The organism is Alloalcanivorax dieselolei B5, assembly GCF_000300005.1.
GTDB classification, from domain to species: domain Bacteria; phylum Pseudomonadota; class Gammaproteobacteria; order Pseudomonadales; family Alcanivoracaceae; genus Alloalcanivorax; species Alloalcanivorax dieselolei.
The window spans coordinates 256,552-280,327 of sequence record NC_018691.1 but is presented as its reverse complement, the minus strand read 5'-3'; the positions used below and the strand labels follow the sequence as shown (position 1 = coordinate 280,327).

Here is a 23,776-nt window from a genome sequence, read left to right as displayed (position 1 = left end):
ATTCCGTCGGGCGTCAGACGTTCGACGCCCTGGACAACTCACTTACCCAGTCGAGCAGCCGGTTGGCATAGCCCCACTCGTTGTCGTACCAGGCCACCAATTGCACCAGCTCGCCCTGCACCCGGCTCAGGGAGCCGTCGATGATGGCGGACTCCGGGCGGTGGTTGAAATCGGCGCTGACCAGCGGCTGGTCGTTGTAGCCCAGCAGCCCGTTGCTGTCCGCCGCCAGACGGCGCAACCACGGGTCCAGATCGTCGCTGCCCGGGGGACGTTCCAGGGACAGAGTCAGTTCCACCATGGCCACGTTGAGCGTCGGCACACGAATACTGTGACCGCTGATACGCCCGGCTAATTCCGGCAACACCTGCTGCACCGCGCCGATGGCGCTGCTGGTGGTGGGCACGATGTTCTGCGCGCCGGCCCGGCCACGGCGGGGATCCCGGTGCACGTGATCCAGCAGGGTCTGATCGGAGGTATAGGCGTGGGTTTCCTGCATCAGCGCCTGACGCACCCCGAAATCCGCATGCAGCGCCCGCAGCAACGGCGCGATGCAGTGAGTGGTGCAGGAGGCCGCGGAAAGGACGCGGTCATTGCCGCCCACCTGCTCCTGATTGACACCGTACACCACCACCTGATCGGCGCGATCAAACGGCACCGCGCCGAGGATCACCCGCCCGGCACCGGCCTCCAGATGCACCGCGGCATCCCGGTAAGCGCGGAAATGCCCGGAGCATTCCAACACCAGATCCACGCCCAGTTCCCGCCAGGGCAGACGCGCCGGTTGCGGCTCGTTAAGCAACAGGGGCGTCTGCTCCGCCAGATGCAAACGGCCGTCCCGCAGGCTGGCTTCCTGCGGCAAACGGCCGTGGGTGGTGTCGTAGCGGGTCAGGTACAGCAGATCCTCCGCCTCGCCGAGGTCGTTGATCGCCGTCAGCGTGAACGGCGCCTGCCAACCCCGCTCCCAGCGCTCCGCCAGGGCCCTGACGAAAGAGCGCCCGATACGACCGTATCCGTTGATGGCGACTTTCATAATAATGGTCGGACGCCGAACGTCGGACTCTCTCTTCTCAAAGCAGGCTCTCCACGGCCTCTGTCACCGCCTCGGCGGTGATGCCGAAATGCTTGTACAGGTCTCCGGCGGGGGCGGAAGCGCCGAACCCGGTCATGCCTACCACCTTGCCGTCCAGACCGACAAAGCGATACCAGTAATCGCTGATCGCCGCTTCCACCGCCACCCGTGCTCTGACCGCCGCCGGCAGCACGCTTTCCTGGTAATCCGCGCTTTGCGACAGGAAGGCATCGACGCTGGGCATGGATACCACGCGCACATTGCGGCCGGCGGCCCCCAGCGATTCAGCGGCCTTCACCGCCAGTTCCACTTCCGAGCCGGTGGCGATGATCAGTGCGTCCGGGGTGCCTTCACCGGTTTGCAGCAGGGTATAGCCGCCCTTTTCCACCTGGACCAGAACGTTCTCGTCCCGGGGCATGCAGGGCAGCCCCTGGCGGGAACAGATCAGCGCGGTGGGGCCGTCCTGACGCTGCAGAGCGTGTTTCCAGGCCACCGCGGTTTCCACCGTGTCGCACGGGCGCCAGGTGCTCATGTTCGGCGTCATGCGCAGGTTGGCCAGCTGTTCGATGGGCTGGTGGGTGGGGCCGTCCTCGCCCAGACCGATGGAGTCATGGGTGTAGACCAGAATATTGGGCTGGTGCATCAGCGCCGCCATGCGCACGGCGTTGCGGGCGTATTCCATGAACACCAGGAAGGTACCGCCGTAGGGGCGCAGGCCACCGTGCAGGCAAACGCCGTTCATGATCGCGGTCATCCCGAACTCGCGCACCCCGTAATGCACATAGTTACCGCTGGCGTCAGCAGCATTCACCGCCTTGCAGCCTTTCCACAGCGTGTTGTTGGAACCGGCCAGATCGGCGGAGCCGCCAAGCAGTTCCGGCAGCAGCGGACCGTAGGCGTCCAGGGCATTCTGGCTGGCCTTGCGGCTGGCCACTTTTTCGCCCTTTTCCTGACACGCCTTGATGAAGGCCTGGGCGGCCTGATCGAAGCCGGTGGGCAGCTTGCCGTCCATACGGCGCTGGTACTCCACCGCCAGCTCCGGGAATTCCGCCCGGTAGGCGTCGAACCGGGCCTGCCATTCGGCCTCCTGCCCGGCACCGGTGTCGCAAGCATCCCAGGCCTGGCGAATATCTTCGGGAATCTCGAACGGACCGTGCTGCCATCCCAGGGCTTCACGAGTCAGGGCGATTTCGTCCTCGCCCAGCGCGGCGCCGTGGGATTCTTCCTTGCCCTGCTTGTTGGGGCTGCCGAAGCCGATGATGGTCTTGCAGCAGATCAGGGTAGGCTGTTCGCTGTTCTTGCGCGCGGTTTCCACCGCCATGCGGATCTCTTCCGGATCATGGCCGTCCACATTGGGGATCACCTGCCAGCCGTAGGCGCGGAAGCGTTCCACCGTATCGTCGGTGAACCAGCCTTCCACCTCGCCATCGATGGAAATGCCGTTGTCATCATAGAAGGCGATCAGTTTACCCAGCCCCAGGGTCCCGGCCAGGGACGCCACTTCGTGGGAAATCCCCTCCATCATGCAGCCATCACCCAGGAAACAGTAGGTATGGTGATCGACGATCTGGTGGCCTTCGCGATTGAACTGCGCCGCCAGCACCTTCTCCGCCAGCGCCATGCCCACGGCGTTGGCGATGCCCTGCCCCAGCGGGCCGGTGGTGGTCTCGATACCCGGCGCGTCGCCATATTCCGGGTGCCCGGCGGTGGGGCTGCCGAGTTGCCGGAAGTTCTTGATGTCTTCCAGGCTGACGCCGTAGCCGGTCAGGTGCAGCAGGCTGTACAGCAGCATGGAACCGTGGCCGTTGGACAGCACGAAGCGGTCCCGGTCCGGCCACTTCGGGTTGCCGGGGTTGTGCTTGAGAAAACCGCGCCAGAGCACTTCGGCGATGTCCGCCATGCCCATGGGTGCGCCGGGGTGGCCGGAATTGGCTTGCTGGACCGCATCCATGCTGAGCGCACGGATGGCATTGGCGAGATCACGGCTGGCGGGGGCACTGGACATGCAGGGCTCCAAACTGACTGGTGGCTGAAAAAGGGGCGCTATTGTCGCCCATGGACGAGTCGCGGGCAAATAAAGAGACGGCGGGGCCCGGGCGCCGGAATCCCGCCTCTTTCAGCGCCCTTGGGGGCGGCCCGCCCTTTGTAAAACAAACCTCTCAAAAACGGGTTCCAACCTCGTGCCCCTCCACCGTTTTGTGATACTCCTAAAAAGAGTGTATCCGCCAAACCACACAAGGAAGACCGATGAGCGACAAGGACTTCATCAGCATGACACCGCGCGGCCTGACGGCATTGGGCCTGGCCGCGACCCTCACCCTTTCCGCTTGCGGGGGAGGCGGAGGGGGCAGTGGTTCCCGGGATGGCACGCCGCCCACGGCTTCACTCGATCAGACCGGCCCGGTGCTGGATAAGACAGCCCGCATCGTGGTGACGTTCAGTGAACCCATGGATACCGACAGCCTGCAATTGGGCGGCGCGCTGGAGGCGAGCAGCACTTTGGCCTGGTCCGACGACGGCAAAACGCTGACCCTGACGCCCGGCGACGGCACCTGGCCGCGCGGTTCCGGGGTTGATCTGAGCATCGACGCCAAGGACCGGGCCGGCAATGCCCTGCCCACCGTAACGGCGGCCTGGCTGGTCAAATTGGAATTCAATACGTTCCAGCCCGCCGCCACTGTTATCGGCCAGGCAGACTTCACCGGCACCGGCCCCAACAAGGGGACGGGGGCGGAGACGGACTACGACAAACCAGCGGCCGACTCCCTGGCCACCCCGTATGGCAATCCGGCGGTAAGCTCTTCCGGCACGCTGTTCATCAGTGACACCGACAATTACCGGGTGCTGGGCTACCACACCTTTCCCACTGTCAACACCGCCGCCGCCGATTTCGTGCTGGGCCAGCCGGATTTCACCAGCAACGAGCCGGGTGGGCTGCCCCGCCCGGAAGGGGTTTCGATAGCGGGCGGCAAGATGGCGGTGGCGGACAGCGACGGCAACCGGGTCCTGATTTACAACACGGTCCCCACCAGCGGCGGGGCCGAACCCGATGTCGTCGTGGGGCAAACCAGTCTGGATTCCGAAGACACCGCTTGCGATGCCACCCACTTGCGCTATCCCGAAGCCGCCGTGCTCACCCCGGACGGCAAACTGGTGGTGGCCGACTCCTCCCACAATCGAGTGCTGATCTGGAACGCCCTGCCCACCACCCACGGCCAGCCCGCGGATCTGGTACTGGGTCAGCCCGACTTTACCCGTTGCGCCCCAGATGAGGGCAGCCAGGACGGCAGCGTCGTCCATTCCGCCCGTGCGCTCGATTTCCCCACCGGCCTCTGGACGGACGGCCATCGTCTCGCACTGGCGGACAACGATAATAACCGGGTGCTGATCTGGAATACCTTCCCCACCAGCCACTTCCAACCTGCTGATATCGTGCTGGGCCAGGCGGATTTCACCTCGGTCACCGGGTCCGCGGAAAATCTGGACACCCCCTACGGCATCGATTCCAACGGCGAGCAACTGGCGGTCACCGACAGCCGCAATCATCGCGTACTGATCTGGAACAGCTTCCCCACCAATAACTTCCAGCAAGCCGATATCGTGCTGGGCCAGAGCGATCTCACTCACAATCAATCAAACGACGACGACCAGAACGGTGAGGATGACGGCGCCGCCTCGGCACGGGTGCTGAACTTTCCCACGGGCGTCTACTTTTACCGGGACAAGCTGATGGTTCCCGAGGCCGGAAACCATCGCGTGCTGATATTCCAGTCGCTATAGGCTATTCGCTGGCAAGCCAGCTTCCCACCGCGGTTTCATAACCCCTTTGTGGGAAGCTGCTTTAGCAGCGAAGCCTGTGGCGATGGGACGACTATCCATCCTGACGGGACAGAGGCCGGTAACGGCGCTCCGGGCGACCGATGCTGCCATAGGTCTGATCGGCTTCCAGTTCGTGGCGCTGAAGCAGGTATTCCAGGTAACGGCGGGCGGTGGAACGGCTGACGCCGGCACGTTTGCCCACCTCCTGGGCATTGAGGAAGTCCCGGGGAACCTTGGCCAGCACCGCCCGCACCCGGGACAAGGTAAGCGCATCGATCCCCTTGGGCAGGCGCGCCTGCCCGCCCTTCGCCGGGGCCGCCGGTTCGCCCTCCGCGTCTCGGGAAAACAGTGCATCGGCCATGGACTGAGTGACCGCCGGCGACTGGCGCAAGCGCCGCTGGCGTTGCATGAAGGTGTTCAAGGCCCGGTCCAGCCGCTGCAGCAGCACCGGTTTCACCAGGAAGTCAAAAGCCCCCAGCTGCAAGGCCCGTTCCAGGGAGGCCACTTCGGAAGCGGCGGTCACCATCATTACTTCACAGCCGTGGCCGGCGGCGCGCAACTCCGCCAGCAGGTCCAGGCCGCTGCCATCGGGCAGATAGACGTCGAGCAGCAGCAGATCGGGCTGATAACGCTCCAGCAAGGCGCGCCCGCCGGCCAGATCGCCGACCACCGCGGTGACCCGGAACTGATCGTCCCGTTGCAGGTATTCCGCCAGCAAACGGGCCACCTCGCTTTCATCCTCGACGATCACCACTGAATAGGTCATGACCGGTTGTCCTCGTCCGTTGGCCGGCGGGGCAGATACACCGTGAACCGGGCGCCGCCAAGATCGGCCTGGGCCACTTCCAGGGTACCCTGCAGGGCACTCACGTAGGTCTTCACCAGATACAAGCCGACACCGTGTTGACGCCCGCTCTTGGAAGAATAGTCCGGCCGGAACAGCGCCTCCAGCCGCTCTCGGTGCAACCCTTCTCCACTGTCTTCCACATCGAAGATCAGATGGTCACCAAGATCGTCGAACGTCACCCGAACCCGCGCCGGCTGGCGTGACCCGACGCGCGCCGCCTCGATGGCGTTGTCGATCAGGTTGCCCAGAATCGACACCAGCCGCTCCAGCAGGGCCTTGGGGGCCGCCGCGTCGAGCACGCTCTCTTCCGCCACCTCGAAGGCAACGCCCTGTTCCTTGGCCTTGTGGTATTTACCCAGCAGCAATCCCGCCAGCAGCGGCTCCCCGGTGCTGTCCAGCAGCCGGTTGACCATGGCCTGATGCCCCTGACTTTCCAGACCGATCAACTCCACCGCCTTGTCGTAGGCGCCCATCTGGATCAACGCGCCCAGGGTATTGAGCTTGTTGGAATAGTCATGGGTCTGCACCCGCAGCAGTTCGGCGAACGCTTCCACCTGGGCCAGTTGCCGGCTGACGTGGGCCACCTCGTCCTGAGGACGAAAACTCAGAAACACGCCACGCACCGTGCCACCCACCCGCAACGGCCGCCGAAACAGCACCAACTCCTGGCCAGCGGCGTACAGCTCCACGCCATCCAGCACCTGCTCCACATCCCGCAACAGAAAACCGGCCTGATCGGGAAACAGATCCCGCAAGTGCAATGCGCTTTCCTGCGACGTGGTCACCCCCAGCAATTCCCGCGCCCGGCGATTGCTGCGCTGCACCCAGCCGTCCAGATCCAGAGCAACAATGCCCGAGCGCACCGTATCCAGCATGGCGCTCTGCTCGGCGAATACCCGGGCGATTTCATGGGGCTGCCAGCCGAACAAAGCGGCGCGCACACGACGGGCGATCCAGAGCGAAGACAAAATCCCGACCAGGAACACCGCCAGCACCACCGGCAGCCACTGCAGATAGCGGCCGGCGACGATGGACTCCACCGAACGGTTGAGAAAGCCCACCGACACCAGACCGATGACATTACCGCCGGCGTCCAGCACCGGGGCCTTGCCGCGTACGGAAAAACCCAGGGAGCCCTGAGCTTCGGAAATAATGGCGTTCCCGGTCAGCACTTCCTGACTGTCACCGCCCTGCATGGTCTTGCCCAGGCGGTCGGGCTGCGGGTGCGCCAGCCGCCGCAGCCGGGTATCGCCCACCACGATAAAATCCGCGTCGGTCTGCCGCCAGAGATGGCTGATGAACGGCGCCAGCGCGTCACCGGCCGGGGAACCGACACCGGCCGCCAGTGCCTGGCGCACCTGCGGCAATTCCGCCACCACTTGCGCCATATCCAGCGCCTTGCGGCCGGCCTCCTCCCGCACGCCCCGCTCCAGCAGGTACTGCCCCAGAGCGGCGAACAGCACCACCTGCAGCAGACTGAACGCCAGCACCCACAGGACCAGCCGGGTTTCCAACCGTTGAATACGCCTGCGACGCATGGTTCCTCCCGGCCAGTAAGGGTTTACAGGTTGTCGGACAGCTCCGCTTCCGGCGCCGGCCGTTTCAGTCCGCGCAGGAAGTCCATCAGCGGCACCAGCAGCAGCGCCAGGGACACCAGTGTGATGCACAGGGTCAACGGCCGCTCCCACAGGAACGCGATGGAACCGTCGGCGATCATCATCGCCCGGCGGAAATTACTCTCCAGCATGCCGCCGAGAATAAAGCCCAGAATCAACGGTGCCATGGGGAAATTCAACTGCCGCAATATCAGCGACAACACCGCGAAGCCCACCATCAGATACAGGTCGAAGGTATTGAACGACACCAGATACACACCGATCAGGCTGAAGAACAGAATCAGCACGGTCAGCAACGGCTTCGGCAGCGCCAGTGTTTTGGCGATGTACGGGATCATCGGCAGATTGAGGAACAGCAGCACCACGTTGCCCACGTACATGGACATGATCACCGCCCAGAACACGTCCGGGTTATCGTGCATCAACAACGGACCGGGTTGCAGTCCGTAGGCAATCAAAGCGCCAAGCATCACCGCGGTGGTGCCGGAACCGGGAATACCCAGGGTCAGCAGCGGCACGAAGGAGCCGGTACAGGCGGCGTTGTTGGCGGTTTCCGGCGCCGCCAAGCCGCGCAGGGAACCCTGGCCAAACTGTTTCTTCTTCTCGCCCCGGGCCAGATTCCGCTCGGTGGCGTAGGCCAGGAAGCTGGCAATGGTGGCGCCGGCGCCGGGCAAAATGCCAATCAGAAAACCAAGAATGGAGGAACGGCCGATCACCGGCGCCACGTCCTTGATTTCTTCCCGGCTCAAGCGCAGATCACCCATCTTCGAGGACGGCGCCGCCACGTCCTTTTTTTGATCCGGGCGCAGTACGCCGGAGAGCGCTTCGGACAAGGCAAAGATCGACATCGCCACCAGCAGGAAGCTGATGCCATCGAGCAGATCGCTGGAGCCGAAGGTGAACCGCTCGGCGCCGGAGGAGGGGTCAATGCCAACCGTGGCGAGCATGATACCAAGCAGGGTCATCATCACCGCCTTGAGGAACTGGCCCCGATTGGAGAACGCGGCGATGGCGGTGAGCCCCATGACCATCAGCGCGAAATAATCCGCCGACCAGAAACTCAACGACACCTTGGCCAGCAGCGGCGCCGCCACCATCAGGAATACCGCCGCCAGGGTACCGCCGGAGAACGAGGCGTAGGCGGCCAACGCCAACGCCTTGCCGGCCTGCCCCTTGCGCGCCAAAGGATAGCCGTCGAAGGAGGTCGCCACGGTACCGGCCACCCCCGGCGCATTGATCAGAATCGACGAGGTGGAGCCGCCAAAAATCGCACCGTAATACACCCCGGCCATGAGGATCATGCCGTAGGAAGGGTCGATGCTGTAGGTCACCGGAATCATCAGGGCGATGGCGGTGATCGGCCCCAGTCCCGGCAACATGCCAATGAAAGTGCCCACCAGGCACCCCATCATTACGTAGAGGATGCCCTGCCAGCTCAACGCCGCGGACAAACCGGTCAACATGCCTTCTATCATGGTCTCAGCTCCACAGCGTGCCCGGCGCCAGGTAAATCCCCAGCACGCGGGTCATGATCAACCAGAACACCACCACCACCGGCACCGAGGCCCAGAACAGCACCTTCGGACGGTATTCGCCCATCAGCAGATAGCCGGCCAGCAGGAACACTTCGGTGGCCAGCAGGAAGCCGAACGGATCCAGCATCAGGGCGTAGAGCACCATCAACACCAGCAGCAGCGCCGTGCGCCCCAGCGCCAGCGCACCGGAGCTGCCTTGCGGCCGTGTCGCTTGTTGCAGGAAGGATCCGGCCAGCGCCAGCAGGCTTACTACGACACCGACCACGGCATAGATTTTCGGCAAGGTCGACGCGCTGACCGAAATGCCCAGTTCGGTGGGCAGCAACGGAATTTGCCAGGCGTAAATGCCATAGGCACAGGAGAACACCAGAAACAGAAAGGCACCGATACGGTCTTTGCTGACGGACATAGCCCCTCCTTCAGCGAATGAAGCCCAGATCACGCATCACTCGCGCCATCTGTTCTTCCTGCTGCTCCAGGGATTCGAGGAATCGCTCCGGCGTCTCGTAGTTGTTGAGCCAGCCGTTGCGCTTGCGTACCGCTTCCCACTCAGGGGTCTCGAGCAGTTTGCGGAATACTTCGGAGTACGCCGCCACTTTTTCGTCCGGGGTATCCGGGGCGGCGAACAGACCCCGCCAGTTGACGAAACTCATCGGATAACCCAGCGATTTCAGGGTCGGAATCTCCGGGTAGTCGGCAATGGTCTCCGGCGCGGTGATGGCGAGAATACGGGCATCACTGGAGCGCATCAGCTCCAGCGCTTCACTGAAACCGGTGGACAGCAGTTGTACTTCTCCGGACAACAACCCGGCTTTGGCCTGGCCACCCGCATCATAAGGAATGTATGCCAGCTTGCGGCCGTCACCACCGGAGGCCTGGAACGCCTGCGCCGCCACCAGGTGATCCATGCTGCCGCGGGCGGAACCGCCGGCCACTTTGACCAGGCGGGGATCGCGGCGGTAAGCCTCCATCACTTCCTTCCAACTCTGATAAGGCGAGTTGGCGGTCACCACGAAGGCACCGTAGTCGGCGATCAGATTGGCCACCGGCTTGAGATCGCGAAAGCTGTTGGGAATCTGCCCGGACAGCGCTCGCAAAACGATGGGGGTGGAATTGATCATCACCATGTCGCCCTGCTTGGTGCCCATCTTGATCATGTAGGCAATAGCGCGGCCGCCCCCGCCACCGGACATGTTCTGGAACGAGGCATTGCTCTCCAGGCCGGACTTGATCAACGCCTCGCCGGCGGCCCGGGCGGTGGTATCCCAGCCGCCGCCGGGACCGCCGGGCACCAGGAAATGGAGATCCGCCCGGACCGTCGCGGCCCCGAGCACCATCAGCAGGACCAGCAGACCGCGACACAGACGCCGGCAGCCGGCGCGAGCAGGCAAACTCATGGCAAGCTCCTAGAATTGGTATTGCGTCCGCAACACCACGGCATTGGCATCACGCTCATTACCCACCAGCGCGGGCGCGCCGGGACCGCTGACCCGGGAGCGGATCAGGTTGAGCATGAATTTCAGATTGGTGTCGTAGTAGTAGGACAGGCCCAGGGTGTGGCTGGTGACGTCGGTGCCCTGGTTGGCGCTGCTGGCGTCCACCCGCGAGGTGCGCGCCGCCACTTCCCAGGCATTGCGCACACCGTCCGGCTGCCGGAACACACCCTGGCTGGCCTTATAAGTGCGGGCTTCCCCCGTCAGGAAGTAACTGAGGGAGGCGGAATAGCCGTCGAAATCGCGGCCGTCCAGGTCGGAAGCACTATCCTCGGTGCTCAGTTCACGGCGAGCGTACTCCGCCTGAAACAGCAGACTGTGCCATTGGGCCGCCAGTTCCAGCCCCTGCTGGGTCAGGTGGTCCACCGCCACTGGCGCGCCACCGGCGGCGTAATCCACCAGTCTGACGGGCGTCTCGCGAACCTCGCCACGGGCCCAGGACGCGCTCAATTCATCGCCGGACATATCCCGGTAGGAGGCCCAGAGGCCCAGATGCAACACCTCGCCCTGCTCACGCTTGGGGGCCCAGGTGAGCCGGCCACTGGTGGCGTAGTTGAGGCGTTCGCTGTCGTCCTTACCGCTGTCACCGAAGGCGTCATTCTTATACACGCCGAAGGCATAGCGCAGGCCGCTGGAAGGGAAAAACTGATACGCCGACGCGCCCCAGCGAAAATAGGGCGAAACGGTGTTGGCCAGACTGGACCGCTCGATCATCACCAGGTGGGCGCTGCTGGACAACGCTTCCAGCGAAATGTCCTCGCGCAGTTTCCCCAGTTGGACCACCGGGCCACGCTCGAAACCGCTGTAGCGCAGACGCGCCATGACGATCTCGGCGTCGTCGGAAAAGTCCATCAGCAGTTTGTAATCCCAGTCACCGTGTTCGGAGCCGATATAGGCGCGCACCCGACGAGGGAACAAATCAGAGCCGGTACGCCCCTCATGGGTTGCGTTGTAGGCGCCGTCGAAATGGTTGTAGTCGAGTTGCAGGGCGCCGCCGATTTCAAGGCCGTCCCAGGGCGCGGGCGCGGTTTCGCGCTGATTGAGCGCATCGACCTTTTGATTCAGTTCCTCGATCTGCTGCTTGAGGCGGGACAGTTCATCGTCGGCACGGGCTCCGGCGGTCAGCCAGAGGCCAACAAACACCAGCACCACGGTCATGGAGCTTCGCATCATCGAGCATTCCTTTTCTTTTGTTTATGCGCGCCGTAGCGCACCGGCCACCCGGGCGACGGAGGCGCCACCCGGCTTTGAACGGAGAAACACGCGTTTCTCTACAACCGGCACGCTACCCCCCACCGAAAAGGTGTGAAATGTAATGGCGATAATGGGCGTTCTTTGCGTTTTGGGCGTTTTGTTCATATTGGCCACATCCGCTTCACACTTGACTACGGCTGGCTTCGCGGACGTTCTCACCGGAACGGGACGCCGGCACGCAACACGCTTGCACGCCATATTTGCTTGTGCCGAAATGCCTCCCACCTCACTACAGTCCGGCTACGGAAGAGCAGAATTTTGCGTGTGCCCGCAGGGCGGCGTGAAGCGTGTTGCGTGTTAGCGTCCAACCTATATCAATTTATTTTGATGCACTGGCGGCAATACGCTACACTCGCCGCCATGACAGCACCCGCTGAAGTCACACAATCCGGACTCGACGGTCTGACGGTCTTTCTCAAGGCCGCCGGCGACGGTTTGCGTCTGGAGGTTTTGCAGGTGCTCGGCCAGAACAGCTTCGGCGTGCTGGAGCTGTGCGAAATCATGGCCATGAAGCAGTCGGGCATGAGTCATCACCTCAAGGTGCTGGCCCAGGCCGGTCTGGTGGAGAAGCGCCGGGAGGGGAATTCCATCTTCTATCGGCGCCGTCTGCCGCCGGCGGATACCCAGACCAGCGCTCTGCACGGGGCGTTGTTCGAGCAATTGGATCAGACCCCGCTGGATACGGTGACGGCGCAGCGCCTGAAAGGCGTGCAGGCCCAGCGCGCGGCCCAGAGCCGGGCGTTTTTCGTGCGTCACGCGGACGATCTGGCCCGCCATCAGGACCTGATCGCCGAGCACGAGCAGTACGCCGAGCAGGCCTGCGAGTTATTGGATCGGGCTGCGGGCGGCACCGACACGGTGCTGGAGATCGGGCCCGGCGACGGCCGTTTCCTGGTGCCGCTGGCACAGCGTTTCGAGCAGGTGCTGGCCCTGGATCACGCCGAAGCCATGCTGGAGCGGGCCCGCCGGGAAGTGGCGGAACAGAGCCTGGACAATGTGCGGCTGGTACTGGGCGAATGGCCGGAGGCGGGAGCGGCCCTACCGCCGGTGAACGCGGTGGTGATGAACATGGTGCTGCACCATCTGGCCTCCCCCGCCGCCGCGCTGGAGGCCGCCGCCCGTCAATTAACCCCGGGCGGGGTGGTGGTGGTCACTGATTTGTGTCGTCATAACCAAAAGTGGGCCGTCGAGGCCTGTGGTGATTTCTGGCTCGGCTTCGACGAAGCCGATCTGGTGAGTTGGGCTGGTCGTGCCGGCCTGGTTTTGCGCGACAGTTTGTTCCTGGCCCTGCGCAACGGGTTCCAGGTACAGGTGCGCAGCTTTCAACGCGGTGGCGCAGAGATCGACAACAGACTCTGAGGTCCGTGTGGAACGTCAAACCCCAATCGAGGGAGTAAACCGGTAATGAGTGAATACAGCATCTTTACCTCCGAGTCGGTCTCCGAAGGCCACCCGGACAAAATGGCCGACCAGATTTCCGATGCGGTTCTGGACGCCATCATCGCCGACGATCCCCACGCCCGCGTGGCCGTGGAGACGCTGGTAAAAACCGGTATGGCGGTGGTCGCCGGGGAAGTGCGCACCAATACCTATGTGGAGCTGGAAGACATCGTCCGCCAGGTGATCCTGGACATTGGTTACGACAGTTCCGATGTGGGCTTCGACGGTGCCAGCTGCGCCGTGCTCAACGGTATCGGCAAACAGTCCGCGGACATCGCCATGGGCGTGGATGAGGCGGACAACAAAGACCTCGGCGCCGGTGACCAGGGCCTGATGTTCGGCTACGCCACCAATGAAACCGACACGCTGATGCCGGCACCGATCTATTTCTCCCACCGTCTGGTGGAGCGCCAGGCGCAACTGCGCAAGAACGGCACCCTGCCGTGGCTGCGCCCGGACGCCAAAAGCCAGATCACGCTGCGCTACGAGAACGGTTTGCCAGTGGCGGTGGAAGCCGTGGTGCTGTCCACCCAGCACGCACCGGACATCAAACTCGGTGATCTGCGCGAAGCGGTGCTGGAAGAGATCGTCAAGCCGGTGCTGCCCGCCGACTGGCTGCACAAGGACACCCTCTATCACATCAACCCCACCGGCAACTTCGTCATCGGCGGCCCGATGGGGGATTGCGGTCTGACCGGACGCAAAATCATCGTCGACACCTACGGCGGCATGGCGCGCCACGGGGGCGGTGCCTTCTCCGGCAAGGATCCGTCCAAAGTGGACCGTTCCGCCGCCTACGCCGGCCGCTACGTGGCCAAGAACATCGTCGCCGCCGGCCTGGCCGACAAGTGCGAGATTCAGGTGAGCTACGCCATCGGCGTGGCCGAGCCCACCTCCATCTCCATCAATACTTTCGGCACCGGCAAGATCAGCGACGACAAGATCGCGCAACTGGTACGCGAGCACTTCGATCTGCGTCCGCGCGGCATTATCGAAATGCTCGACCTGCGCCGTCCGATCTACCGCCCCACCGCCAGCTACGGCCACTTTGGCCGGGAAGGCTTCAGCTGGGAAGCGACGGATAAGGCGGAGGCGTTGAAAGCGGCATTGTAAACCGCTTACACGCAACACGCGGCACGCCGCCCCTTCGGGGCGCACGCCAGAAAGATCAAAACAAGGCTCAGGGATGAGCCATGTATCGACGTTACAAGGAGCTTCGAGTGTGGCAATCAGCCATCAAGCTGGTCCTGGCCACTCATGAGGTCACGAGAACCTTTCCGCTTGAAGAAAGATTCGTACTGACTCAACAAATGCAGCGCTCAGCGCTAAGCATTTCTTCCAATATCGCGGAAGGATATGGACGGGGAAGCGATGCGGATCTGCGTCGCTTTCTCTATATCGCCAGGGGTTCGCTTTTCGAGCTGGAAACGCAGGCCCTGATTGCTTCAGAGCTGGGGTATCTCGACATCACGTTGCTTCGAGAACCCATCGACAAGGTGTTTGCTCAACTCGCGGCATTAATCCGCCGGTTAAGCTGACAACGTTTTTATTAGCGTGATGCGTGCAAGCGTGTTGCGTGCAAGCGGAGGAAAACATGAACGCCAACGCAACCCCCACCGCCGACTACAAGGTCGCCGATATTTCCCTGGCCCAATGGGGCCGTTCGGAAATCGAGATCGCGGAAACCGAGATGCCGGCACTGATGGCGATCCGCGCCAAGTATCGTGCCGAGCAGCCGCTGAAAGGCGCCCGCATCATCGGCTGTATTCACATGACCATCCAGACCGCGGTGTTGATCGAAACGTTGAAGGAACTGGGCGCGGAAGTGCGCTGGTCCAGCTGCAACATCTTTTCCACCCAGGATCACGCCGCCGCCGCCATCGCCGCCTCCGGCGTACCGGTGTTCGCCTGGAAGGGCGAAACCGAGGAAGAGTACATGTGGTGCATCGAACAGACCTGCCGCGACGGCGACGGCAATCTGTGGGACGCCAACATGATCCTGGACGACGGCGGCGATCTGACTGCCTATATTCACGACACCTACCCGGAGATGCTGGATAACATCCACGGCATCACCGAGGAGACCACCACCGGCGTGCATCGTCTATATGACATGCTCAAGAAAGGCACCCTCAAGGTACCGGCGGTGAACGTGAACGACTCCGTCACCAAGAGCAAGAACGACAACAAGTACGGTTGCCGTCACTCGCTCAACGACGCCATCAAACGCGGCACCGATCACCTGCTCTCCGGCAAGAAAGCACTGGTGGTGGGCTACGGTGACGTGGGCAAGGGGTCCGCCCAGTCCCTGCGCCAGGAAGGCATGATCGTCAAAGTGACCGAGGTCGACCCGATCTGCGCCATGCAGGCCTGCATGGACGGCTTTGAAGTGGTGAGTGCTTTTAAAAACGGCGTCAACGACGGCACCGCCGCCTCCGTCAATACCGATCTGCTCGGCAACACCGATCTGCTGGTCACCACCACCGGTAACTTCAACGTCTGTGACGCCAACATGCTCAAGGCGCTGAAGAAAGGCGCGGTGGTGTGCAACATTGGCCACTTCGACAATGAAGTGGACACCGCCTTCATGCGCAAGACCTGGGAATGGGAAGAAGTGAAGCCGCAGGTCCACAAGGTATGGCGCGACAAAGCGGAGGGCGACTTCCTGCTGCTGCTCTCCGAAGGCCGCCTGGTGAACCTGGGCAACGCCACCGGCCACCCCAGCCGGATCATGGACGGCTCCTTTGCCAACCAGGTACTGGCGCAGATGTACTTGTTCGATCAGGGCTACGCCAACCATTCCGACGCGGTGAAGGAAAAGATGCTGAAGGTGGAAGTACTGCCCAAGCATCTCGACGAGGAAGTGGCCATGTACATGGTGCAGGGCTTTGGTGGCGTGGTGACCAGGCTGACCGCCGAACAGGCCGACTACATCGGCGTCAGCGTCGACGGCCCGTACAAGCCGGATCATTACAAGTACTAAGGCTTCCACGCGGCACGCTGACACGCATACACGCCAAGAGAGCGTGCCAGCGTGTTGCGTGCTGGCGTGTATGCCTCGCGAAGCGAGTTTTCTATGAAACGCATCAGTTTCGAGTTCTTCCCGCCGAAAACGGATGAAGGACGTACCAAACTGCTGACCACACAGCAGAAACTGCTGGCGAAGACGCCGGCGTTTTTTTCCTGCACCTTCGGCGCCGGCGGCTCCACCCGTGACAACACCCGGGAAATGGTCGACAAACTGCGCGAGCAGCACGCCGATACCGCGCCGCACTTGAGCTGCATCGGTCAGAGCCGGGAGGAAATCCTGGAGTTGGTGCGCGGTTACCGTGACAGCGGCGTGCGCCGTATCGTCGCCCTGCGTGGCGATCTGCCCTCGGGCATGGGCTACGCACAAAGCGAAGTGAAATACGCCGATGACCTGGTCCGCCTGATCCGCGAGGAAACCGGCGACCATTTCACTCTGGAAGTGGCCGCCTATCCGGAAATGCACCCGCAGGCGCGCAGCTTCGAGGACGACATCGCTCACTTCAAACGCAAGATCGATGCCGGCGCCAACAGCGGGCTGACCCAATACTTCTATAACGCCGACGCCTACGGCTACTACATGGACGCCTTGCGCCGCACCGGCTGCGACGCTCCGGTCTACCCGGGCATCATGCCGATCCTCAACGTCGCCAACCTGATCCGCTTCTCCGGTGTCTGCGGCGCCGACATTCCCCGCTGGCTGCGTAGCAAATTGGACGACATCAAGGACGATGACCAGGCCGTGAAGGCCTTTGGTGAGGAAGTGGTGACCCGCTTGTGCGAGCGCCTGCTGGCCATGGGCGCGCCGGGCCTGCACTTTTACACCATGAACCAGGCCCAGGCGAGCCTGCGTATTCTGGACAACCTGGGCCTGTAACCCGTCCCCGCTCCCGGGCGGCTTCGGCCGCCCCTCGCGGGCTCATACCCTGCGGTTGTATCCCGATATGCCCATATAGCCCAACGGTATTTTCCCCGCCGGCCCGCCCTTCCTATTCTGGATGAAACACGGTTCTCGGTACCGGCAGGAGGTGCATCATGGCCGTACGCGCTTTGACCGAGTTGCTTGACCGCAACCAGGTGAACTACCACTGCTATAACCATCCACCCACCGCCACCGCGGCGCAGACCGCGCAATCCACGCACATCCCCGGTGATCACATGGCGAAAACGGTGATCGTGTCCGTGGATGGCGAACTGGCCATGGCGGTCTTGCCCGCCAATGAATACGTGGACCCGGACCGCCTGCGCCAGGCCCTGGGCGCCCGCCACCTGTCACTCGCCCGGGAAGATCAGTTCAAGGACCGTTTTCCGCTCTGTGAAGTGGGCGGTGAGCCGCCTTTCGGCACTCTTTACGACATGCGTGTCTTCATCGATGAAAGCCTGCTCAAGCAGGACTGGCTGGCTTTCAATGCCGGCTCTCATACGGAAGTAATCAAGATGGGCATGGGGGATTTCCTCAAATTGAGTCAGCCGGAATCCAGCTCCTTCGCCATGCATCACTAACGCGGAGCAAGGACGGGCAAACCGCCAGGGATCGGCGCTAGCGGCTCCGATTCTCGATCAGGAAATCCACGAATTGACGCACCTTGGGCGACAGGTGCCGGTGACGGGGGTAGACCACCCACACCGCGGTGTGGCCGCACGCGTATTGGTCCAACACGGACACCAGCCGCCCCGAGGCCAGGTCCTCCTCCACGTAGTAATCCGGTAGCTGCGCCAAACCCAGCCCTTTACGCACTGCGTCAAGCAGCGCCAGACCGGAATTGGCGCGCCAGCCGCCCTCGACCCGCTGGGTGCGATGCTGTCCCTCCACATCGAAGGCCCAGTGATCCAGAGAGCCGTGCAGACAATTGTGCGCCGTCAGCTCCCCCAGGGTATGGGGGCGGGCATGCCGCTCGAAATACTCCGCCGAACCAACGATATATTCCCGGCGGTCACACAGACGCCGGGCGATCAGGGACGAATCCGGCAGGGCACCGGTGCGGATCGCCACATCGAAGCCTTCGTCAACGATATCCACGCGCCGGTTGGTGAACTCCATATGGACTTGCAAGCGGCTGTGCCGCGCGAGGAAGTCGTTGACCACCGGCGCGATGTACTTCTCGCCGAAAGTCGAAGCGCAGGTCAGCCGCAATACCCCTGAGGGTTGTTGCTGGTAATCATCAATCGCCGCCAGGGCTTCCTGGAAACCATCGAACAGCTGGGCGCAGTGTTCGAAATACACCGAACCCGCGTCGGTGAGCCGCAAGGTCCGGGTGGTACGGTATAAAAGCTGGGTTTCCAGTTGAGTTTCCAGGCGCGCCACCAGCCGGCTGACATGGGAACTGGACACGCCCAATCGCTTGGCGGCACCGGCAAAGGACCCGCGCCGCACTACTTCCACGAACGCCTCGATACGATCCCAATGCTGCATTGTTGCTCCCAGGCAATAATCAATTGCGCCATAATGCCTTAATCCTCCCCCCGACGCTGCACTACACTGCCAGCATCCTCTGATAATCGCGCACCCAGCCTGAAGATGGAGAGAAACATGAAATCAAGAGCCGCCGTAGCCTGGGAAGCAGGCAAACCCCTGGTGATCGAGGAAGTGGACGTGGCCGGCCCCAAGGCCGGTGAGGTGCTGGTGAAAATTGCCGCCACCGGCGTCTGCCATACCGATGCCTATACCCTGTCCGGCACCGATCCCGAAGGTCTGTTTCCCTCCATCCTCGGCCACGAAGGCGCCGGTGTGGTGCAGGAAGTGGGCGAAGGTGTCACCAGCCTGAAACCCGGTGACCATGTGATTCCGCTGTACACCGCCGAATGCCGCAAGTGCAAGTTCTGCCTCTCCGGCAAGACCAACCTGTGCCAGGCGGTGCGCGCCACCCAGGGCCAGGGTTTGATGCCCGACGGCACCAGCCGTTTCTCCCATAAAGGCAAGATGCTGCATCACTACATGGGCACCAGCACCTTCTCCGAGTACACCGTGCTGCCGGAAATCTCCCTGGCCAAGGTGAGCAAGGAAGCGCCGCTGGACAAAATCTGCCTGCTCGGCTGTGGCATCACCACCGGTATCGGCGCGGTGCTGAACACCGCCAAGGTAGAGCCGGGCTCCACCATCGCGGTGTTCGGTCTCGGCGGTATCGGCCTGGCCGTGATCCAGGGCGCGGTGATGGCCAAGGCGGAACGCATCATCGCCATCGACATCAATCCGGAAAAGGAAACCCTGGCCCGCCAGTTCGGCGCCACCGACTTCGTCAATCCGAAAGACCACAGCGCCTCGATCCAGGAAGTGATCGTCGAGCTCACCGACGGCGGCGTGGACTACTCCTTCGAATGCATCGGCAACGTCAACGTCATGCGCTCGGCGCTGGAATGCTGCCACAAAGGCTGGGGCGAATCGGTGATCATCGGTGTCGCCGGCGCCGGAGAGGAAATCAGCACCCGCCCGTTCCAACTGGTCACCGGCCGTGTCTGGAAGGGTTCCGCCTTCGGCGGGGTGAAAGGCCGTACCGAACTGCCCGGCTATGTGGAGCGCTACATGAACGGCGAGATCATGATTGATGAGTTCGTCACCCACACCATGCCGCTGGACGAGATCAACACCGCCTTTGATCTGATGCACGAAGGCAAAAGCATTCGCTCGGTAATTCTTTACTAAGGCGCGCCCACACGCTTACACGCAACACGCTGGCACGCTAAGCCCGGGGCTCACACCGTCTTTGCGTGCAAGCGTGGAGCGTGCAAGCAATCTTTCGGAGAAAGAACATGTCCGACGAACTGGAACTGATCTCCGCCACCAAGTCTTTCGGCGGCTGGCTGAAACGTTACACGCATCGCAGTGAAGCGCTGCACTGCGACATGGTCTTCGCCATCTACCTGCCACCGGCGGCGGAAGAAAAGCCCGTGCCGTTGCTGTGGTGGTTGTCCGGCCTCACCTGCACCGACGAAAACTTCATGCAGAAAGCCGGCGCCCAGCGCATAGCCGCGGAGCTGGGTATCGCCATCGTCTGCCCGGACACCAGTCCGCGCGGCACCGATCTGCCCGGAGAGCACGAGCGCTATGATTTCGGTTCCGGCGCCGGCTTCTATGTTAACGCCACCGAATCGCCCTGGAACCGCCACTACCACATGTACGACTACGTCACCGGGGAGCTGCCGGCCCTGCTGGAAGCGCACTTCCCGCTGAATGGCAAGGCGGCGATCAGCGGTCACTCCATGGGTGGGCACGGCGCTTTGATCTGCGCCCTCAAGAACCCGGGGCGCTACACGTCGGTGTCCGCGTTCGCCCCGATCTGCAACCCGAGCCAGTGCCCCTGGGGCGAATCCGCGTTCACCGGCTATTTGGGTAAGGATCAGACCAACTGGCGGGAATGGGATGCCTGTGAACTGGTTAAAAGCCGTGGCAGCAAGCTGGCACTGATGGTCGATCAGGGGGACGCCGATAATTTCTACCAGGACGGACAGCTAAGACCGGAAGCGTTGCAGGCCGCCTGCAAGGAAGCGGAAGTGCCGCTGACGTTGCGCATGCAACCCGGTTACGACCATTCCTATTTCTTCATCGCCAGCTTTATTGACGATCATTTGCGCTATCACGCGCATCATCTGCGCAGCGCCTGAACGGTCAAACAGGATCGCGGCTCGCGGGCCAGGCCACGAAGTCACTGTAGGAGCTTGCCTGCAAGCGAATCGGCTTTCGACCCAAACAATTCGCTTGCAGGCAAGCTCCTACAGCAGCGTCGTAGTGGGGTTTGGCTGACCCCGGGGATCAGCCTTTCGGCTTCAACGAATCCAGCAGCAGCATGCTGCCAGCCTTCACCGCCGCGGTGATCGCCAGCCCCGGGTTCTTGATCTCGAACTTGGGATTGTGGTTCAGCGGCGGCAACTTGCCGGTTTCCATGTAAACCTTGGTCACGTCCGGAGCACCACCGCCCACTTCCATGAACAGCGTCTTGGTATTCTCCAACCCGGATACCAGCAGCGGGAAATCCTCGGACCCCATTACCGGCGGAAAGCCCGGCATGATGGCCTTCTCACCCAACACCGAGGCCAGTACCGGCTTGGCCCAGTCCACCAGGGCTTCATCGTTATAGACCGGCTCAGCGTAACCTTTCATGGTGTACTCCGGCATACGATCCTCGGGCACACCGGCGGCCTTGGCCAGGCCGTTGGTTTCCCGTTTGATCGCGCTGATCAGTTGCTCGCGCACCGGCTTTTCGTACCAGCGCAGGTTCAGCTTGAGCACGCCGTTATCCGGAATCACGTTGTTGGCCTCACCGATCTGCACACTGCCCACGGTCAGCACCGCCGGCTGTTGCGGATCCACATTACGGCTGACGATGGTCTGGTAGGCCATCACCGAACGAGCCCCCAGCACCACCGGATCGACGGTGTGCTGCGGCGAGGAGCCGTGGCCGCCGACGCCATGCAGGGTCACATCCAGAGCATCTGAGCCGGCCATGCGGCGGCCAGCGCGCACCGCCACCGTGCCCGACGCCCAGATCGGGAAGATGTGGGCGGCGATCAGCAATTCCGGCTCGGGCACCTTGTCATAAAGCCCGTCGTCCACCATGGCCTGGGCGCCTTCGATCAACTCTTCCGCCGGCTGCGCCACCAGCACCAGGGTGCCGGACCAATCCTTGCGGGTTTCCTTCATTACCTGGGCAATGCCCAACAGCCAGCTGACGTGGCTGTCATGACCGCAGGCGTGCATGACGTAGGTCTGACTGCCGTCCGGCAGAGTCACCTGCTTGTCACTGGCGTAAGGCAGATCGGTGTCTTCCTTCAGCGGCAGCGCGTCCATATCGCTGCGGAACATGACCACCGGGCCGTCACCGTTTTCAAGCACCGCGGCGATGCCGGTACCGCCAATACCGGTATGCACCTGATAGCCAAGCTTGTTGAGGCGCTTGGCCACCATGGCGGCGGTCTCGGTTTCTTGGAAACCCAGCTCCGGATTGGCGTGCAGATGCTTGAAGGTCTTTTCCAGCTCGCCGCTCTGGGCTTCGGCCAGTTGCCGCACCCGTTCCACCAGATCGGCATCGGCGGCATGAACAACGGTGCCCGCCAACAGCACGGCGGCGGCCAGAGGGGCTCGGATCGCGGATCTCAGGTTCATGGTCTCTCCTTGAGCTCTTTCTTATGTTCTTGTGATACGCCAACAGGCATCAGAACACTGTTCCTCATACAGGCGGGTCCGCCAAGTGCAAAAGACGACGCATTAGGCTGACGACACCCGTGCATACCATTCGCTGCCCGGGCGGCGCTCCGCCGGGCAGTGAATTCATGTTTTCAGGACTAGTCCGAAACCACAAGCCTTACCGCCACCGCACGGCGGTACATCCGCCAGGCCATCACCCCGGCCAAAACATTGCCGAGGGCGGCACCCAGCGCGAGGCCGGTAAAACCGGCCAGCACCGACCCCAACCACAGCAGGGGGAGATAACAGGCGAACAGGCGCAGGAACGAGATGCCCATGGCCCGCCAGGGCCAGCCCAGGGCGTTGCTGGCCGAAACCACCAGCATGCAGACACCCAGCAGGCCATAACTGGGCGGCAGGAAGCGAATCAGGATAGTAAGGGTGTCCCGCACTTCCCCGCTGGCCACCAGCGCCGACGCCAGCGGCCGCGCCGCCAGGGCGAAGAGCACACCCAGAGCAAGTTGCCAGAACAACACCATGCGCGCCGCGCTGACCATCAGCCGCTCCACCTCGGCCCAGTTGCCGGCACCGTAACAACGGCCCAGCCAGGGCGGCAACGCCATGGTCATGCCCAGCACCAGGACGATGGAAAAGCTTTCCAGGCGGCTGGTCAGCCCCCACGCCGCCACCGCGCTCTCGCCGAGGCGCGCCACCAGACCGGTGGCCAGCATCGAGGCCAGTGGCGGCATCAACTGGCTGATCATGGCCGGGCCGGCAATGTGGGCGAACGGCAGCGCCGAGGCTCGCGCTTCCCGCCAGGCCCCGACCCGCTCCAGCCAGCCACGGCCGCGCAACGCCCAGGCCACCACCAGCACACCGCAGCCAAATGCCACCAGCGACGCCCAGGCGGCGCCGATCAGCCCCAGCCCCGGCCAGGGGCCGATGCCGAAGATCAGCAACGGGTCCAGACACAGGTTGATCAGGCTGGTCACCACCATCATGGTGCCGGGGAAACGGGTATTACCATGCGCCCGGAACAGGCTGTAGCCAAAGTACGCCAGGGCGCCCAGCCAGGATGCCACCACCTGCACGGTCCAGAATGGCCGGATCAGCTCACGAATCGACTCACTGGCGCCGAGCAGAGAGAAAGCCGGCTCCTGCACCAGCCACAGCAGCGCCAGCAACAACGCCATCAGCCCGCCACCACCGGCCAGCACCAGCAATCCCAGACGTCCGGCCCGATGTGATTCGCCGGCGCCGATGGCACGGGAGATCAGCGCGGCGATGGCGATGCCCACGCCGACCTGCACGCCAATGCCGAGAAATACCAGCGGGAAGGTAAACGACTGCGCCGCCAGCGGCTCGGTGCCCAGGCGGGCAACAAAAACGCTGTCCACCAGATTGAACCCCAGCAGCGACATCACGCCCAGGGTCATCGGCCAGGTTTGCTGCCATATTTGGCGGGTCAGAGACTGTGATTGCACGGATCGGTCAAGGGTTGAGAGTCAGGGCATCGCTGTCGATCAGCCGTTCCCACGGGAGGGCTTACGAAGCCACT

General features: G+C 62.9%; 20 protein-coding genes. 9 read left to right on the top strand and 11 right to left on the bottom strand.

From position 1 onward, the window contains the following. Positions 1-13: 13 nt before the first annotated feature. Entirely contained in the window at positions 14-1,030 is a 1,017-nt protein-coding gene (locus tag B5T_RS01305; protein ID WP_014992632.1) for a type I glyceraldehyde-3-phosphate dehydrogenase, read from the bottom strand. 37 nt (positions 1,031-1,067) lie between these two features. Beyond that, positions 1,068-3,074, bottom strand: a complete 2,007-nt coding sequence (gene tkt / locus B5T_RS01300) for a transketolase (RefSeq protein ID WP_014992631.1) — start codon at positions 3,072-3,074, stop codon at positions 1,068-1,070. A gap of 242 nt (positions 3,075-3,316) precedes the next feature. On the opposite strand from tkt, the gene B5T_RS01295 reads away from it, so the two are divergent. Next, on the top strand, positions 3,317-4,849 hold the full coding sequence (locus B5T_RS01295; RefSeq protein ID WP_014992630.1) for an NHL repeat protein: 1,533 nt from the start codon (positions 3,317-3,319) through the stop codon (positions 4,847-4,849). A gap of 91 nt (positions 4,850-4,940) precedes the next feature. On the opposite strand, the gene B5T_RS01290 is transcribed toward B5T_RS01295, so the two are convergent. The 6 genes from B5T_RS01290 to B5T_RS01265 are packed head-to-tail and all read right to left on the bottom strand — an operon-like array spanning position 4,941 to position 11,552. Continuing rightward, a complete protein-coding gene (locus B5T_RS01290; protein ID WP_014992629.1) occupies positions 4,941-5,654 on the bottom strand; it encodes a response regulator in 714 nt (237 codons plus the stop codon). Then, positions 5,651-7,273, bottom strand: coding sequence for an ATP-binding protein (locus B5T_RS01285; protein ID WP_041716651.1), 1,623 nt, complete (start codon positions 7,271-7,273; stop codon positions 5,651-5,653). Before B5T_RS01285 ends, B5T_RS01290 begins: the two co-directional genes overlap by 4 nt. Positions 7,274-7,296: 23 nt before the next feature. After that, a complete protein-coding gene (locus B5T_RS01280) occupies positions 7,297-8,826 on the bottom strand; it encodes a tripartite tricarboxylate transporter permease (RefSeq protein ID WP_014992627.1) in 1,530 nt (509 codons plus the stop codon). 4 nt (positions 8,827-8,830) lie between these two features. Continuing rightward, the gene (locus tag B5T_RS01275; RefSeq protein WP_014992626.1) at positions 8,831-9,295 is read right to left on the bottom strand and encodes a tripartite tricarboxylate transporter TctB family protein; all 465 of its coding nucleotides are present in this window, start codon (positions 9,293-9,295) and stop codon (positions 8,831-8,833) included. A 10-nt stretch (positions 9,296-9,305) separates the two neighbouring features. Then, positions 9,306-10,283 (bottom strand): tripartite tricarboxylate transporter substrate binding protein, encoded by a 978-nt coding sequence (locus B5T_RS01270; RefSeq protein WP_014992625.1) that lies wholly within the window; start codon positions 10,281-10,283, stop codon positions 9,306-9,308. Positions 10,284-10,292: 9 nt separating this feature from the next. Then, positions 10,293-11,552 carry a porin gene (locus B5T_RS01265; RefSeq protein WP_014992624.1) on the bottom strand — a complete coding sequence of 420 codons (1,260 nt, stop codon included), beginning with the start codon at positions 11,550-11,552 and terminating at the stop codon, positions 10,293-10,295. A gap of 441 nt (positions 11,553-11,993) precedes the next feature. Here B5T_RS01265 and B5T_RS01260 point away from each other — a divergent pair, with 441 nt between their 5' ends. The 6 genes from B5T_RS01260 (at position 11,994) to B5T_RS01235 (ending at position 17,603) form a co-directional block, all read left to right on the top strand. Beyond that, positions 11,994-12,992, top strand: coding sequence for a metalloregulator ArsR/SmtB family transcription factor (locus B5T_RS01260; protein ID WP_051015428.1), 999 nt, complete (start codon positions 11,994-11,996; stop codon positions 12,990-12,992). Positions 12,993-13,037: 45 nt separating this feature from the next. Then, complete coding sequence (metK, locus tag B5T_RS01255) at positions 13,038-14,186, top strand: methionine adenosyltransferase (RefSeq protein WP_014992622.1); 1,149 nt, start codon at positions 13,038-13,040, stop codon at positions 14,184-14,186. Positions 14,187-14,266: 80 nt separating this feature from the next. Beyond that, positions 14,267-14,611 (top strand): four helix bundle protein, encoded by a 345-nt coding sequence (locus B5T_RS01250; protein ID WP_041716649.1) that lies wholly within the window; start codon positions 14,267-14,269, stop codon positions 14,609-14,611. 56 nt (positions 14,612-14,667) lie between these two features. Next, positions 14,668-16,056, top strand: a complete 1,389-nt coding sequence (gene ahcY / locus B5T_RS01245) for an adenosylhomocysteinase (RefSeq protein WP_014992620.1) — start codon at positions 14,668-14,670, stop codon at positions 16,054-16,056. A gap of 93 nt (positions 16,057-16,149) precedes the next feature. Then, the gene (gene metF / locus B5T_RS01240; RefSeq protein WP_014992619.1) at positions 16,150-16,977 is read left to right on the top strand and encodes a methylenetetrahydrofolate reductase [NAD(P)H]; all 828 of its coding nucleotides are present in this window, start codon (positions 16,150-16,152) and stop codon (positions 16,975-16,977) included. Between the two features lie 158 nt (positions 16,978-17,135). Then, the gene (locus B5T_RS01235) at positions 17,136-17,603 is read left to right on the top strand and encodes an aminoacyl-tRNA deacylase (protein ID WP_014992618.1); all 468 of its coding nucleotides are present in this window, start codon (positions 17,136-17,138) and stop codon (positions 17,601-17,603) included. 37 nt (positions 17,604-17,640) lie between these two features. Here the strand turns inward: B5T_RS01235 and B5T_RS01230 are convergent, their stop codons facing one another. Beyond that, positions 17,641-18,513, bottom strand: coding sequence for a LysR family transcriptional regulator (locus tag B5T_RS01230; protein ID WP_014992617.1), 873 nt, complete (start codon positions 18,511-18,513; stop codon positions 17,641-17,643). A 117-nt stretch (positions 18,514-18,630) separates the two neighbouring features. On the opposite strand from B5T_RS01230, the gene B5T_RS01225 reads away from it, so the two are divergent. Together B5T_RS01225 and fghA are read left to right on the top strand one after the other, a co-directional pair. After that, the gene (locus B5T_RS01225) at positions 18,631-19,740 is read left to right on the top strand and encodes an S-(hydroxymethyl)glutathione dehydrogenase/class III alcohol dehydrogenase (RefSeq protein ID WP_014992616.1); all 1,110 of its coding nucleotides are present in this window, start codon (positions 18,631-18,633) and stop codon (positions 19,738-19,740) included. 107 nt (positions 19,741-19,847) lie between these two features. Then, positions 19,848-20,699 carry an S-formylglutathione hydrolase gene (fghA, locus tag B5T_RS01220; RefSeq protein WP_014992615.1) on the top strand — a complete coding sequence of 284 codons (852 nt, stop codon included), beginning with the start codon at positions 19,848-19,850 and terminating at the stop codon, positions 20,697-20,699. Between the two features lie 148 nt (positions 20,700-20,847). Here the strand turns inward: fghA and B5T_RS01215 are convergent, their stop codons facing one another. Both B5T_RS01215 and B5T_RS01210 read right to left on the bottom strand, forming a co-directional pair. Beyond that, positions 20,848-22,197, bottom strand: a complete 1,350-nt coding sequence (locus B5T_RS01215) for an amidohydrolase (protein ID WP_014992614.1) — start codon at positions 22,195-22,197, stop codon at positions 20,848-20,850. A gap of 179 nt (positions 22,198-22,376) precedes the next feature. Next, positions 22,377-23,654: an MATE family efflux transporter gene (locus tag B5T_RS01210; RefSeq protein WP_014992613.1), complete on the bottom strand. Its 1,278-nt coding sequence runs from the start codon at positions 23,652-23,654 to the stop codon at positions 22,377-22,379. Positions 23,655-23,776: the final 122 nt, after the last annotated feature.